The 14,160-nt window shown below is 55.3% G+C and carries 13 protein-coding genes; 10 read left to right on the top strand and 3 right to left on the bottom strand.

The features are described 5' to 3' along the window. Positions 1-2,397 carry a penicillin-binding protein 1C gene (pbpC, locus tag G5287_RS14455; RefSeq protein WP_421231501.1) on the top strand — a complete coding sequence of 799 codons (2,397 nt, stop codon included), beginning with the start codon at positions 1-3 and terminating at the stop codon, positions 2,395-2,397. A 122-nt stretch (positions 2,398-2,519) separates the two neighbouring features. Next, positions 2,520-2,768: a hypothetical protein gene (locus G5287_RS14450; protein WP_421231490.1), complete on the top strand. Its 249-nt coding sequence runs from the start codon at positions 2,520-2,522 to the stop codon at positions 2,766-2,768. 55 nt (positions 2,769-2,823) lie between these two features. On the opposite strand, the gene G5287_RS14445 is transcribed toward G5287_RS14450, so the two are convergent. Then, on the bottom strand, positions 2,824-3,789 hold the full coding sequence (locus tag G5287_RS14445; RefSeq protein ID WP_042053187.1) for a hypothetical protein: 966 nt from the start codon (positions 3,787-3,789) through the stop codon (positions 2,824-2,826). A 177-nt stretch (positions 3,790-3,966) separates the two neighbouring features. Here G5287_RS14445 and thiI point away from each other — a divergent pair, with 177 nt between their 5' ends. Next, positions 3,967-5,415, top strand: a complete 1,449-nt coding sequence (gene thiI, locus G5287_RS14440) for a tRNA uracil 4-sulfurtransferase ThiI (RefSeq protein WP_421204693.1) — start codon at positions 3,967-3,969, stop codon at positions 5,413-5,415. A 72-nt stretch (positions 5,416-5,487) separates the two neighbouring features. Here thiI and G5287_RS14435 read toward each other — a convergent pair whose 3' ends face one another. Beyond that, positions 5,488-5,880 (bottom strand): hypothetical protein, encoded by a 393-nt coding sequence (locus G5287_RS14435; protein WP_042053183.1) that lies wholly within the window; start codon positions 5,878-5,880, stop codon positions 5,488-5,490. A gap of 99 nt (positions 5,881-5,979) precedes the next feature. Further along, positions 5,980-6,612 carry a trimeric intracellular cation channel family protein gene (locus G5287_RS14430; protein WP_129503709.1) on the bottom strand — a complete coding sequence of 211 codons (633 nt, stop codon included), beginning with the start codon at positions 6,610-6,612 and terminating at the stop codon, positions 5,980-5,982. Between the two features lie 382 nt (positions 6,613-6,994). On the opposite strand from G5287_RS14430, the gene flaA reads away from it, so the two are divergent. The 7 genes from flaA to G5287_RS14395 all read left to right on the top strand — a co-directional run bounded on the left by flaA (position 6,995) and on the right by G5287_RS14395 (position 14,154). Next, positions 6,995-7,906 carry a flagellin A gene (flaA, locus tag G5287_RS14425; RefSeq protein WP_129503710.1) on the top strand — a complete coding sequence of 304 codons (912 nt, stop codon included), beginning with the start codon at positions 6,995-6,997 and terminating at the stop codon, positions 7,904-7,906. 579 nt (positions 7,907-8,485) lie between these two features. Then, entirely contained in the window at positions 8,486-9,391 is a 906-nt protein-coding gene (gene flaB, locus G5287_RS14420; protein WP_129503711.1) for a flagellin B, read from the top strand. A gap of 33 nt (positions 9,392-9,424) precedes the next feature. Further along, the gene (locus G5287_RS14415) at positions 9,425-9,865 is read left to right on the top strand and encodes a flagellar protein FlaG (protein ID WP_227340798.1); all 441 of its coding nucleotides are present in this window, start codon (positions 9,425-9,427) and stop codon (positions 9,863-9,865) included. Positions 9,866-9,891: 26 nt separating this feature from the next. After that, the gene (gene fliD / locus G5287_RS14410) at positions 9,892-11,310 is read left to right on the top strand and encodes a flagellar filament capping protein FliD (RefSeq protein WP_216954022.1); all 1,419 of its coding nucleotides are present in this window, start codon (positions 9,892-9,894) and stop codon (positions 11,308-11,310) included. Positions 11,311-11,335: 25 nt separating this feature from the next. Continuing rightward, positions 11,336-11,758, top strand: a complete 423-nt coding sequence (gene fliS, locus G5287_RS14405) for a flagellar export chaperone FliS (protein ID WP_005346697.1) — start codon at positions 11,336-11,338, stop codon at positions 11,756-11,758. After that, positions 11,755-12,063: a hypothetical protein gene (locus tag G5287_RS14400; protein ID WP_129503714.1), complete on the top strand. Its 309-nt coding sequence runs from the start codon at positions 11,755-11,757 to the stop codon at positions 12,061-12,063. Before fliS ends, G5287_RS14400 begins: the two co-directional genes overlap by 4 nt. 6 nt (positions 12,064-12,069) lie before the next feature. Continuing rightward, positions 12,070-14,154 carry a 6-hydroxymethylpterin diphosphokinase MptE-like protein gene (locus G5287_RS14395; protein WP_421173043.1) on the top strand — a complete coding sequence of 695 codons (2,085 nt, stop codon included), beginning with the start codon at positions 12,070-12,072 and terminating at the stop codon, positions 14,152-14,154. Positions 14,155-14,160 lie beyond the last annotated feature (6 nt).

Raw genomic sequence — 14,160 nt, 5'->3', positions numbered from 1 at the left:
ATTCCCTCCCTTGAGCGGGTTCGCCCGCTCACTTTCTGGCAGCGTGGCTGGCTGAAATTAGGTCGCACTGGCCACGCTGGCTGGCGCTGGCTTGGTCGCCTGCCACGCTGGCTGCGTTGCTCGGTGCTGGGCGTTGTAGCACTGCTCCTGTCATTGCTGGCACTGGATCGACTCTTCCCGCCGCCACCGCTCGACCCTGCCTACGCACGGGTGGTGCTCGACATGAAGGGGCGACCGCTGCGCGCCTTTGCCGATACCAGCGGCGTGTGGCGCTACCCCGTGACCCTGGAGCAGGTCTCCCCCCGCTATATCGAGGCGCTGCTGGGCTACGAGGATCGCTACTTCTGGCGTCATCCGGGGGTCAATCCGGTGGCCATGGTGCGCGGGGTCTGGCAGTGGCTGCGCTATGGGCGGGCTGTATCGGGCGGCTCGACCCTTACCATGCAGGTGGCGCGTCTTATCGAGCCCTACCACCGGAGCGTGCCCGGCAAGCTGCGCCAGATGGTGCGTGCGCTGCAACTGGAGTGGCACTATGACAAGCGCACCCTGCTCACCGTCTACCTCAATCGGGCGCCGTTTGGCGGCAACCTGGAGGGGGTGCAGGCGGCAAGTTTTGCCTATCTCGGCAAGAGCGCCGCCAAGCTGACCTATGCCGAGGCGGCGCTGTTGGCGGTGCTGCCGCAGGCTCCCAGCCGCAACCGGCCAGACCGTCATCCCGAGCGGGCCCGCGCCGCCCGTGACAAGGTAATGCAGCGGCTGGTGGCTCAGGGTGTCTGGCCCGAACAGGTGTGGTTGGAGGGACGTATCGAGCCGGTGCTGGCCCGCGGTCACTTCACGCCGATGGAGGCGCCGCTCTTTGCCCGCCTCGCCGCCGACCATCAGGCCGGTGCGCTGGTGCACACCACCATCGATGGCGATCTGCAGCGCTGGCTGGAGGGACGGGTGGCGAGCTATATCCGTCGTTTCCCCGAGCAGACCTCAGCGGCGTTGCTCTTGGTAGACAACAAAACCATGGCGGTGCGCGCCTATGTGGGCAGCGCCGAGTATGGCAATTTGCGCCGCCACGGTTACCTCGACATGGTGCAGGCGATCCGCTCTCCCGGCTCCACCCTCAAGCCCTTTATCTACGGTCTGGCCATGGATGAAGGGTTGGTGCACTCGGCCTCCCTGCTCTCCGATGCGCCAAGGCTGGGCTCTGATTATCGCCCCGCCAACTTTTCCGGCGCCTTTCAGGGGCCGGTGACGCTAGCCCAAGCGCTGCAGCAATCCCTCAACGTGCCGGCGGTGCAGGTGCTGGAGGCGCTCGGGCCCGACAAACTGGTCAGCCGCCTCGACAACGCCGGAGTGCGGCTGGCGCTCTCCGACAAACCCAATCCGGCCATAGCGCTGGGGGCGGCGGGGATTCGACTCGAGCAGCTTGTGGCGCTCTACAGTGCGCTGACCCGGCAGGGGCAGGTGGCGATGCCGGTCTGGCTGGCGGGGCAGCAGGCGGTGTCGCGCCCCTTGCTGAGTCCGGGATCGGCCTGGATCATCTGGCAAATATTGAGCGCACAGGGGCGGGCGGATCAGCCTTTTGCCAGTGAGGCGACCGGCCGGGTCAATCGGCTGGCCTGGAAGACCGGTACCAGCTATGGCTATCGCGACAGCTGGGCGATGGGGGTCTCTGGTCGCTGGACCATCGGCGTCTGGCTGGGGCGCCCCGATGGCACCCCCATGCCCGGTTTCTACGGCCAGAGTGCGGCAGTGCCACTGCTGCTCTCTGTCTATTCGCGGCTGGCTGACAACAGCCCTCTGCCGGCACAACCCAACACGGTGAGCGAAGCGGAGATCTGCTGGCCGCTGGGGCGCAAGGCGAACGCGACCCTGCCTGAAGCCTGTTTGCAGCGCCAGAGCGCCTGGTTGCTGGAAGGGCGCGATCCTCCCACCTTGCCGGATCCCATGGACTGGCCCTCGCCGCTGCGGCAAGTTGCACTCACTGCCGAAGGCAAGCCGACGCTGACCCGTTGCCCCGATGCGGCACAATCCGGTTTTCGGGCGCTCTGGCCATTGTCGCTGGAGCCGTGGCGGTCCCCCGGTGAGCGGCGGCAGTCGCTGCTCGCCAGCAGTTGTGCAGGGGAGGGGCAGAGCGCCGAGCTGCAGGCCCCCATTCGCATCGTGGCGCTGGGGGAGGGCAACCTTATCCGCAGCCAGCGCTATCGGTTGCAGCCCAAGGTGCTGGGCGGTGTCGGCAAGTCGGCTTGGTTTCTCAACGGCCAGCGACTGCGCTGGGACGGGGATCAGGTGCTGAGTGTGGCGGGTCGTTATCAGCTGGTGGTGGTGGATGAAGCGGGCAACAGCGATCGTATCGAGTTTCGCGTGGTGCATCCTGACAGTGATGCCGGCACCATCACCCGTTGATCGTTTTGCCGACAGCCATTGAGGTGAATGTAATTAACCATTTGAAATGCATCAATATTTGATTGGATGAATTAATTTGTGAATAATTACGAGTTCATTCAAATCCAATCGGGAGTTCTCTTTTGCTGCGTGTTCTGTGTCCCTTGCTGGTGCTGATGAGTTCGGGTTGTGCCACAACCAATCATGGTGATCACCATGTTTCTCCTGAACGTACCGGGTTCTATTCACCTTTCGAACCTGCTTCCGATAGTTTTGCGCGTTGCTATCAGAAACAGTTTGCCTGTACCCCTGCCAATATCCGCCGTGACAGGGCGATGGAGGCGCGCAGGCAGGCGCAAGAGCAGGCCAATCAACGGGGTGATGATTGGTAGGCCGCAGAAAACGAGAGGGGTTGGTAGATGCCAACCCCTTTTTCATTCCATCGGTTCAGCCCAGGTGGCGCAGATGGCCGAGCCGGGTGAAGAAGTGCTGGCTCTTGCGCTGGTGAAAGTGGCTCTTCTTGATGGGATGGAAGATAAGGTTGCTTTCGGGGTGGCTCGCCTTTAACTGGTGGAGCATCGCCACGGCGGGCAGGCTGGTGCTGACCAGGGTGGTGAGTGGCATGCTGAGGGTCTCGGGGCCGAGCAGTTGATTGAGCCCTTGCTGAGCCTGTTCAAAGCGGGTCAGGGCCGCCGGGTCGGCATAGCCGCTACCCAGCATGGTGAGCAGGTTGTCGAGGGCCAGATGAAATTCGGCCAACTGCTGGCGAAAGCCGCTGCGCCCGCGCAGGGCAATCAGCTCTGCAAACGGAATATCGGCCAGGTGAGTGGGCACTTGCAACGGGATTTCGAGGTGGAAGCAATCCTGACCGCCGCGATTGTGGTAGCGGGATTCGAGCAGATGGAGCAGTCGGTCGAGATAGTCGTGATCGGTAATAAGCGCCCCGTCATTGGCGAGTGCCCACTCACGGGCGAGACGCATGGAGAGCAGATTGGCAAAGCGCCGTGCCATTCTGATCCCACCCTCATCCCGGGTCGCAAAGCCGTGAGTCAGGCAAAAGCCGTGCAGCCGCTCCAGCCCCGCCTGCTCCGGGCAGAAGCAGTCGTGGTTGGCCTCCTGACGCCAGCGACCAATCAGCTCCTTGTTGCCAAACACCTTGTGGCGGACGAAATCGGGGGCCACCAGACCGCTTATCTGGCTCTCCAGCTGCGGGGTAATGGCGGCAAAGAAGGCGGCATCGGGCCGCTCGGCCAGCAGATCGGTCTGCTGTTGCAGGGTATCGAGCAGGGCGGTGAGGCCGCTCTTTTCGCTGACGGTGAAGACAAAGGCGAGCCGCTCCAGATAGAGCAGGGCAAATTTGAGCCAGAGCTCGTCGCGTACCTCCATGCCGGGGTAGTAGATGTAGGTCTTCATCGGATCAGTCTGTTGTCAAAAATCTGGCGAGGCGCAGGGTCGGGAATATACGCAAGATTGGCGCTGCACGGCAAACACTGCGTGGGGTAATGTGAGCAAACGCTCATCCAGTAGGCGCTGGCCACAAAGTTCTGATATAATTCGCGCCCTTAAATCAAGGTCACCCGAGTCATTACCATGAAGTTCATTATCAAGCTGTTCCCGGAAATCACCATCAAGAGCAAGTCGGTTCGCCAGCGCTTTATCAAGATCCTGCAGGGCAATATCCGCAATGTCCTGCGCCGCTTCGACGACGATGCCCGCGTACGGATGGATTGGGACAAGCTGATTGTGAGCTCCCGCAATGACCAGTTCCGCGAGCAGGCTATCGAAGCCCTGGCTTGTATTCCGGGCATTCAGGCTTTCCTCGAGGTTCAGGCCAGCAAGTTTACCGATCTGCACGACATCTTCGAGCAGGTGAAAGCCGTATGGGGCGACCAGCTCAAGGGCAAAACCTTCTGCGTGCGCGCCAAGCGCCACGGCAAGCATGAGTTCTCCTCCCTCGAGGTTGAGCGTTACGTGGGCGGTGGATTGAATCAGCACTGCGAAAGCAATGGTGTGCGCCTCAAGAACCCGGATGTGAAGATCAACCTCGAGATCGACGGTGAGGAGCTCTTTATCGTCAGCGCCATCCATCAGGGCCTGAGCGGCATGCCCATCGCGACCCAGGAAGATGTGCTGAGCCTGCTCTCCGGCGGTTTTGACTCCGGCGTGGCATCGTTCCAGTTCATCAAGCGCGGCTGCCGCGTGCACTACTGCTTCTTCAATCTGGGCGGTGCTGCCCACGAAATCGGCGTCAAGCAGGTGGCCTACCACCTGTGGAACCGTTTCGGCTCCTCCCACCGGGTACGTTTCACCGCTGTGGACTTCGAGCCGGTGGTTGCCGAGATCCTCGAGAAGATCGACAACGGTCAGATGGGCGTGGTGCTCAAGCGGATGATGATGCGTGCTGCCGCCAAGGTGGCCGATGAGTTCCAGATCCCGGCGCTGGTGACCGGCGAGTGTGTGGGTCAGGTATCCAGCCAGACTCTCACCAACCTGAACGTGATCGACCGGGTCACCGACAAGGTGATCCTGCGCCCGCTTATCACTTGGGACAAGCCGGATATCATCAGTGAAGCCCGCCGCATCGGCACCCTGGAGTTCGCCGAGACCATGCCGGAGTATTGTGGGGTCATCTCCAAAAAGCCGACTGTGAAGGCCGAGCTCTCCCGCATTGAAGAGGAAGAGGCCAATTTTGACTTCTCCATTCTGGACAAGGTGGTCTCCGAGGCCCGTTACCTCGATATCCGTCGTATCGGTGAAGAGACTGCTGCTGAAGTGCAAGAGGTGGAAACCACCCAGGTGCTGGGCGCTGACGAGGTGATCCTGGATATCCGCTCTGCCGACGAACACGACGAGAAGCCGCTGGTGGTGGAAGGTCGTGAAGTACTGCATATCCCCTTCTTCAAGCTGGCCACCGCCTTTGGCGATCTGCCCAAAGAGAAGACCTACCTGCTCTACTGCGATCGCGGCGTGATGAGCAAGCTGCAGGCGCTTTACCTGAAAGAGAAAGGCTTTGCCAACGTCAAAGTTTACCGTCCGTAATTTGACGCTCAATCTCCCATAAAAAATCCGGCCAATGTGCCGGATTTTTGTTTTATAGCTCGGAGCTTGGATTTATGGACAGGGAACGGGAGTGAAGGAGTGCTCCCCCAGGCAACGCCAACCCATTTCCGCTCCCCTCATTTGCCAAAGGTTATCGCTGCGATAGAGAGTCAGGATATAGAGCATGTCGTTCTTGCTGCCATCGAGGGCAACCGAGAGTACCAGATCATTATCCAGTTGCTGTGCATGGATGCGACTGGGGATGTCGCTATGACCGACAAAACGAAGTGCTACCTCACGGTAGTCATTGACCCATTTCTGATGTAGCTCGTTCGCCTGACGTATCTGCTGGTTGAACTGCTGCACTGGCGCCGATGCCAGTCGTCCAAAAACGGCTTGTGCTTCGGCATGTGCTGCTGTCACGTTCGCAAGGAGGAGAGTGGTAAGCATACCGATTTTGTGCATGAGAATATCCGGCTAACAACGACTGCTTCTATGACAACAGAAAAGCCCATTTGGTTCAACGCACAACCCACAGAGCCATATTCCACTGCGGGTGTGCTTTCAGTTGCGTTGCAGCGAGAAGGTTGGTAGCGACAGGTGCCAGTAGATAGCAGCTACCCGCAAACCGAACACGGCTGTCATACAGATGAGCATGGCGGTTACTCTGTCCATGTTCGCCTCCAGTGCCAGGGTGTAGAGGATTCCGCCCAAAATGCAGGCTGTTGCATAGATCTCTTTTTGCAACACCATAGGCACTTCCCTAGCCAGTACATCACGGATCATGCCGCCTGCTACCCCTGTCATGGTCCCCATCAGCACAGCGATCAGTCCCGGGGTACCGAAGTTGAGGGCTTTTTGCGCCCCAATCACCGTAAAGAGGGCCAACCCGAAGGCATCCGCGACGGGCAGTACATACCAGGGCATTCTGCGGGGCAGTTTGACCATCCACATCCCGATCAGCGCCGTTGCAATGACCACCCAGATATAGAGAGGATCGCGAACCCAGAACACCGGGGTTGCTCCCAGGATCATGTCGCGGATGGTACCACCGCCGATGGCGGTGACTGCCGCCAACACCATGACGCCAAATCCGTCCATTCTGAGCCGGCCCGCCACCAGAACCCCTGAAAACGCGAATACCGCAGTACCAAACATATCGCTGATGTAAACAATCTGCTCAACCAGTGTCTGCATGGAAAACAACTCACGCCAAATTGTTGATGGGGCCGCGATTTTAGGGGCTGGAGAGCCCAATCGCCAACTGTGCTCGACAAAATTGAGAGTCGACACCGCTTTTTTCTCGCATCATGGACAAGGAGGGGCTCGAGTGTGCCTGTTTACCTCCTTGTTGGAGGAGGGGCGCGATGAGTTTCTGCCACGTTTTAGTGGGCGTTTTTTTCCTTAAGTTTATCCCCGACCTGTCGATATATAGGTTAAGCGGCGTTAACGTGATGAAGCGTTGAAAAAAATGCTAAAGACATCGAAAAACGGGCCGTTAAATAAGACGCATCGGGCACAGAAAATAATAAAGCCAGAGCAAATAGAAGAGTAAATTTAATAGCTTAGGAGAATAGTCATGGGCCTTTATATCAACACTAACGTTTCATCACTCAACGCTCAGCGTAACCTGATGAACACGACCAAATCACTGGATACATCCTACACTCGACTGGCATCCGGTCTGCGTATCAACAGCGCCAAAGACGATGCCGCCGGCCTGCAAATTGCCAACCGTTTGACCTCCCAGATCAACGGTCTGGATCAAGGTAACCGTAATGCCAATGACGGTATCTCTGTTGCCCAAACTGCCGAAGGGGCAATGGATGAAATTACCTCCATGCTGCAACGGATGCGTACGCTGGCTCAACAGTCAGCCAACGGTTCCAATAACACTGATGACCGTACTGCGCTGCAGCAAGAGTATACCCAGTTGATGACTGAAATTGACCGGGTAGCCAAAGATACCACGTTTGGTGGTCAGAACCTGCTTAATGGCGGCTATGTGGGCACCTTCCAGGTGGGGGCAGACGCAGGGCAGACCATCACCTTCCGGATGACGACCGCCTTTACTATCTCGGGCATGGCCTCTGCCACCAGTGGTAGTGCGACAGTGGCAACCACGACCTCGGGCGAGCCGTATAACATCACGAAGACAGCAGGAACGCCGGTCACATCTACCAGTATGTCGACCATTACAGCTGCAAGCTCGGCCCAGTCGGCTATGGCCAACCTGGATTACATGATAAAGGTGGTGGACAGCAAGCGTGCTGAACTGGGGGCGGTACAAAACCGGTTTGACTCGACCATTCGCAACCAGGCGAACGTCTCCGAAAACGTTAGTGCTGCACGCTCACGTATCCGTGATGCAGACTTCGCCACCGAGACTGCAAACCTGACCAAGCAGAATATCTTGCAACAGGCCGCATCAACCATACTGGCCCAGGCGAACCAGCGCCCCCAGTCAGCTCTTTCGCTGCTGCAAGGCTAACAAAAGAAAACAGGGCGGTTGTTCAGGCCGCCCTGGTCAAGAGATGGAACAAAGGGGTGTTCGGTTCGCACTCTGTTCTATCGGGAGAGATATAATTCTCTACTAGTAATGCCAAGTGTTGTCCAGCTGTTCAGTTCTGTCACGCTTGGTCATATTCTCCTGAGCATATGCTCATCTTTAGGCCGGTTTACCGGCCTCTTTTTATTGTGTCGTCAAATCGACGTCACTCTACCCAACTTAAGCACAAATCGTGCCACAAAAATAATCCTGTCACACCATCCTGCAACCCCTCTATTACGTCTTGCACTATGTTTGCCATCTCGCTTTCCTTGCCATGTACCGGAGAAAAATTGCCGCGTTAGGCAACAATTTTCCTAAAGCTTGCCTCTGCACTGCCGTTAAACAAGGTGAAGCAATCGAGGGGTGTTCGGAATCCAACGTTTGCACTACTGCGGGTGACCTGTCCGTTCAAACAGACACCCGCCAGAAGACTCAGGCTCGTTCAACCTGTTCTTCTAACGGTGGGACGCCGCTTTGACGGCGCAACCCGCAGTCGCATGTTCTTCGGGAGAATATTTTATGGCCATGTATATCAACACGAATACTTCATCACTGAACGCCCAGCGTAACCTGATGAATACCAACAAGTCTCTGGATACCTCTTACACCAGACTGGCATCGGGACTTCGTATCAACACTGCCAAAGATGATGCTGCCGGTTTGCAGATCTCCAACCGTTTGACTTCCCAGATCAACGGTTTGGATCAAGGTAACCGCAACGCCAACGATGGTATCTCGGTTGCTCAAACGGCTGAAGGGGCCATGGATGAAGTGACCAGTATGCTGCAGCGTATGCGCACGCTGGCACAGCAATCTGCTAACGGTTCCAACAACACCGATGACCGTACTGCATTGCAGCAAGAGTTTGACCAACTGACTACAGAGATCAACCGTATCTCCAACGACACCACTTTCGGTGGCCAGAAGCTGCTGGATGGCAACTACAAGGGGTCGTTCCAGGTGGGGGCGGATGCTGGTCAGACTATCACCTTCAAGATGACTTCCGCCTTTACCATCAGTGGGATTGCGGCATCAACCAAGGGAAGCGCGACCGTTGCTACCAGTGCCTCTGGCGAGCCCTATACCGTGACCAAGGGAACATCTGCAGTAACCTCTACCAGCGTCAGCAGCATCAGCTCTGCCAGTGCTGCCCAGCTGGCCATGGCCAACCTTGATTTCATGATCAAGGCTGTGGACAGCAAACGGGCAGAGCTGGGTGCGGTGCAGAACCGGTTTGACTCCACCATTCGCAACCAGTCCAACGTCTCTGAAAACCTGAGCGCAGCACGTTCCCGTATCCGTGACGCAGACTTTGCGACCGAGACAGCCAACCTGACCAAGCAGAACATTCTGCAACAGGCTGCTTCCAGCATCCTGGCTCAAGCCAACCAAAGACCGCAATCAGCCCTGTCCCTGCTGGGTTAACAGGCTGTGATGAGATAAAAAAGGAGCGACGATATGGCCAATGAAATTGGAATTCCGTCATCGGTCACTCCTTCTTCTCTTCAGTCAAGTAGCAAGAGCGGCCAGTCGGCCGCTCAAGTGCTATCTGGCACAGCAGAAGAGCAGCGGGGGACGGCAAAGGACATGGAAAAGCAACAGGTGCTGCCTGAGCAGGAGAGGGCTGGCAAGCCGAAGATTTCAGACAAGGAAATTGAGAAAGGGGTACAAAACTTGCAAGAGTTCAGTCAGTTGCAAGGATGGACCGTCAATTTCAGTGTTGAAAAGGAACTAGAGCAGGTTGTTATCAAGGTAATGGATGCCGATACCAAATCAATGATCCGTCAGATACCAAGCGAAGAGTTGCTGGCTATCAGCAAACGAATCCAGGCTCTGCGCGAAGGTGATGTGATTGGCGGTGGCTCTCGAGTCGGGTTATTGCTTGATAAAGAGATTTAATAGTTACGTTTGCGAGGAGAGTGAGTATGGCCACAATTACGTCTGCTGGTGCGGGCTCTGGACTGGACTTGGAGTCTGTCATTGCTGCAAGTGTTGATGCCAAGAAGGCGCAGCTGTTGCAGCCAATTACCACCAAAAAGACCAACGCCCAGATCACTCTCTCAGGGGTAGGCCAGCTGAAGTCAGCGATCGCGACTTTTGTCACCACTCTGCAGGCTATGTCAAAGGATGATGCGTTTAACAAACGTGCGATAAACATCACCCAGGATAAAGATAATCCGGTTCTCAAGGTGGAGAGCAAGAGTGGCGCTTCCAACGGGCAATATGACATCAGTGTCGAAAAATTGGCGAAGACCAGCAAATTTGAAGGTAGTTTCGCCTCTTCGACCACGCCCATGATCACTCAAGATGGCACCCTGACATTCAAGGCAGGTGACAAGACCTTTGATGTGGATGTTAAAGCAGGGGATTCACTCCAGTCCATTCGCAAGCGGATCAACAATGATAGTGACAACTTTGGTCTTAGCGTCAATATCATGAATACCTCCGATGGCAAGGCGGCCCTTGTGATTGACTCCGGTGTCAGTGGAACAGGTAAAGATCTGCAGATAACCGGCAGTACACCTGAACTGACTGACAATTTCATCTCCAAGCTGACCCAGAAGCAACAAGCCCGTGATGCCGAGATAAGCGTGGATGGCAATAAATTGACCAGTGCGACCAACACCTTTGATGGCACCATTGTGGGTCTCAAGATTACGGTGTTGAAAGAGTCGGAGAGCACCACTACCACGAACCCGAGTGATGGTACCGTGACGACCACTTACAAGCCAAACAGAGTGGATGTGACGACAGACAAGGCTGGCATCAAGACCATGGTGCAGAGCTTCATCGATGGCTATAACGCTCTGGTGAAGAAGAGCACCGATCTGGGCAAACGCAGCTCTATCGTGGCCGGTGTCAGCCAGAATGATGGTGGAGCCCTGGCGGGGGATGCGACGACCAAGGCTGTGACCAACCTGATGAGTGGCACCGTCACCGAGCCTTCTAACAACTCTTCGACCTTCTCTACCATCTTTCAGTTGGGGGTCAAGATGGACAACAAGGGAGTGCTCTCACTTGATTCGACGAAATTCGATGAAGCGGTCGAGAAGAACTTCGACCAGGTAGTGGCTGTATTTGGTGGCAAGGACGGTGTTGCTGGCAAGTTGGCCAGCCAGCTTGAGACCTACTCCAAGACAGGGGGACTGCTTGCCAAGCGGGAAGAGACACTCAATTCTGATCTGCGTGATGTCAACCGCAAACAAGCAGATGTCGCGGCGCAGCTCACCAAGTATGAAGAGACGTTGAGGGCACGCTACGGCAGTCTGGATACCTTGCTGGCCAAGATGAACAAATCTGCCTCCTATCTCAACCTGCTCAATACCAACAACAAAACCAGTTAATTTGTAGTCAGGAGCTGAGTCTCGTATGTATCGAAAAACGATCAAGGCCTATACAACCCAGAGTTTGCAGTCTGAGCTGGCAGTGGCGGATCCCTATCGCGTGATCCAGTTATTGATGCAAGGGTGTCTCGAACGTCTCGCTCAGGCTCGCGGTGCAGTCGAGCGTCGCGATTTCGAGGGTAAGTCCCAATCTATCTCCAAGACGCTGGCCATTATCAATGGTCTGCAAGATTCACTTGATCTCTCTTATGGCAAGGTCCCCGAAGACCTGTTCGCACTTTATGACTATATGAAAGTGCGCATGATGGATGCCAGCCGTGACATGGATGTAGGCGCCATTGATGAAGTGATGAACCTGATGCTGACGGTCAAGAGCGGTTGGGATGCCATCCCTGTCGATGAGCGAGACAAGGCGCTGGCACAGCAAAAGGTAGGCAGACCGGCATGAATGAGGTCAATAGTACTTCTGTGTCTGCCTTGATGAGACAGGGCGAGCAGTTGCAGTCTCTACTGGTGCAAGGTGAGCTGGTTGCAGCAGAACAGCTGGCTGAACTTTATCTGCATGCTCTGGAAGAGGTATTCGGGTCACTGCCTTGGGGAGAGACTCTCAATGTGGAACAGCGGCAGGCACTGATGCAGTTCCAGCTTATTTATGATTGGGTGGGTCAGGAAAAGCAGCAGGCTGAAGCACAATTACGACAATTCTCCCAGGCCGGACGTGCATCCGGTCTTTACAAGCTGAATGCAGGTTAGTCTGACATGGATATCCATCACAAGATTCATGATGTAGAAAGTGAACTGGCACGCCTGGCTCTGCAAAAGCAGCAGGAGGCCGCCATGCTGGAAGTACTCCCCGTTCGTTATGAACTCAATATGGCTGCGTTTGCCAAATACATGCCCGCCATTCATGACTTTTTCAAGGAGTACCAGCCTGCCAGGCCTTTTCGTTTCTTCTGTAATGAAAACGGCGTTCCCAATATTCTGTGGCTCGACGAGGGTATCTCGCTTTATGGGGATGATCCATTTAGCGAGGTTCAGTCGCAGATTGCCGAGGTCATTGAACACAGTGTCTTGCAGTGCATCGATTTTGTGCCCCAGTGGTATATCGATGGCCAAATCCATATCAAATACAACAATGAAATCTCCAAATTAAAAGAGAAGTCAGCTCTGGAAGGGTTGCGTCTAAAGGCAGCATTACATACCGATATTCCTCTGGCACTGATGTATGGCATTGGTTTGGGCTACCAGCTCGGTTGCTTGTATGAACAGTGCAAGATCAAGAATCTGTTTGCTTTCGAGCCTGATCTTGACATGTTTTACGCCTCGCTCTTCTGTTTTGATTGGCATCAGCTGCTCGCCTACATGGAGGAGGAGTCGATCAGTCTGCACCTCTTTATCGGTGTTGACGAGCGATTGCTGGTCGCTGACATGATGGAGGCGCTGCATCGCAAGGGGGCATTCTGGTCGGCAAGCTATTTCTCGTTCTGTCATTACCATTCCCCCAAGCTGCACGCCTTGATAACACAGGTGGAAAGGGAGTTCTATCTGCTCAAAACGGGGTGGGGGTTCTTTGATGACAACATCTATGCACTTGCCCATAGCCACACCCATCTGCAAGACGGCACCCCCTTTCTGAAACGGTGGCGCGATAGCCGTGCCTTCGAGCAGATCCCTGTCTTTGTGGTTGGCAATGGCCCCTCGCTGGATCAGAGCATCGAGTTCATCCGGCAGCATCAGCAGCAGGCAATCATTATCGCCTGCGGTACTGCGGTCAGTGCACTCTACAAAGCTGGCGTAAAACCGGATATCTACGTTGCAGTGGAGCGCACCAAGAGCTCAGCCGATTTTCTGAGCATTCTCAATGCCGATGACTTTATCAAGGACACCGTGTTTCTGAGCGTTGATGTCATTCACCCTGAATGCAAGCGCTTCTTTCGTAAAACAGGGTTGGCGTTCAAGCCCAACGAGCCGATGTTCTCCATGCTGATTAGCGCGTTTGGTCAGGCATTTGAGTACGATACCATTGAATTTTCCAACCCGTTCGTCGGCAATACCGGCCTCAATTATGCGGCCTTGCTTGGTTTCAAGCAGGTGTATTTGTTTGGTATCGACAATGGCTATAAAACAGCCGGACAGCATCACTCCAGCCTGAGTCTCTATTACAACGACAAGCAAGAGGCGAAATACGAGGAAAATTTAAAGGATACTTTCCCGGCACCGGGTAACTTTGGCGACGAAGTGCGTATCAATCATCTGTTTGGGCTAGCCATTCACAATATGGCCAGTGTATTGCGTGATTATCCCGAGATGCAGTGCGTCAACAGTAGTGACGGCGCTTATATAGAAGGGGCAATCCCTCGTCGTGTTGAATCGTTGCAACCTGAATGGCCGGTACTCGACAAAATCCCGCTCATGGATGAAGTGATGGCCACTTGTTTCCAGTCCTTTGACATGAGCAGCGTTGATTTCGCTGCTGCATTGCAGGTGCCGCTGTTCGTTGAGCTGGTAGACAAGTTGCGCGATGACTGGCGCCAGGTAGCCTGTGAACACAATGCGGTATTGGCCATGATGCAACGCCATCACGACTATCTGCTCTATCTGCTGATGAGCCGCGAATCACATCTCTATCGTGTGTTGATTGGTTCAATTAACTATTTCTACGCCAATATCATCAGCCTAATGATGGCGCAGGTGACAGCAGAACCCGAGGTGCTGGCGGGCAAGATAAAAGAGGCGCAGGCAATTCTGGAGTTATTCTTCGAGGATAGCAAAGTGATGTATGCCGATGCGTTCGATGGCCATGATACCACCTATTTTACCGGCCTGGATGTGTTCAAGCGCTAGTCCTTG

This window comes from Aeromonas sp. 603079 (genome assembly GCF_049172135.1).
Taxonomy (GTDB): domain Bacteria; phylum Pseudomonadota; class Gammaproteobacteria; order Enterobacterales; family Aeromonadaceae; genus Aeromonas; species Aeromonas veronii.
This window is presented reverse-complemented; position numbering and strand designations above follow the sequence as displayed.

Bases quoted from the DNA above. Each gene is read 5' to 3' on its own strand.
- G5287_RS14445 (WP_042053187.1), bottom strand. From the start codon at position 3,789: ATGAAGACCTACATCTACTACCCCGGCATGGAGGTACGCGACGAGCTC.
- thiI (WP_421204693.1), top strand. From the start codon at position 3,967: ATGAAGTTCATTATCAAGCTGTTCCCGGAAATCACCATCAAGAGCAAG.
- G5287_RS14435 (WP_042053183.1), bottom strand. From the start codon at position 5,880: ATGCACAAAATCGGTATGCTTACCACTCTCCTCCTTGCGAACGTGACA.
- G5287_RS14430 (WP_129503709.1), bottom strand. From the start codon at position 6,612: ATGCAGACACTGGTTGAGCAGATTGTTTACATCAGCGATATGTTTGGT.
- flaA (WP_129503710.1), top strand. From the start codon at position 6,995: ATGGGCCTTTATATCAACACTAACGTTTCATCACTCAACGCTCAGCGT.
- flaB (WP_129503711.1), top strand. From the start codon at position 8,486: ATGGCCATGTATATCAACACGAATACTTCATCACTGAACGCCCAGCGT.
- G5287_RS14415 (WP_227340798.1), top strand. From the start codon at position 9,425: ATGGCCAATGAAATTGGAATTCCGTCATCGGTCACTCCTTCTTCTCTT.
- fliD (WP_216954022.1), top strand. From the start codon at position 9,892: ATGGCCACAATTACGTCTGCTGGTGCGGGCTCTGGACTGGACTTGGAG.
- fliS (WP_005346697.1), top strand. From the start codon at position 11,336: ATGTATCGAAAAACGATCAAGGCCTATACAACCCAGAGTTTGCAGTCT.
- G5287_RS14400 (WP_129503714.1), top strand. From the start codon at position 11,755: ATGAATGAGGTCAATAGTACTTCTGTGTCTGCCTTGATGAGACAGGGC.
- G5287_RS14395 (WP_421173043.1), top strand. From the start codon at position 12,070: ATGGATATCCATCACAAGATTCATGATGTAGAAAGTGAACTGGCACGC.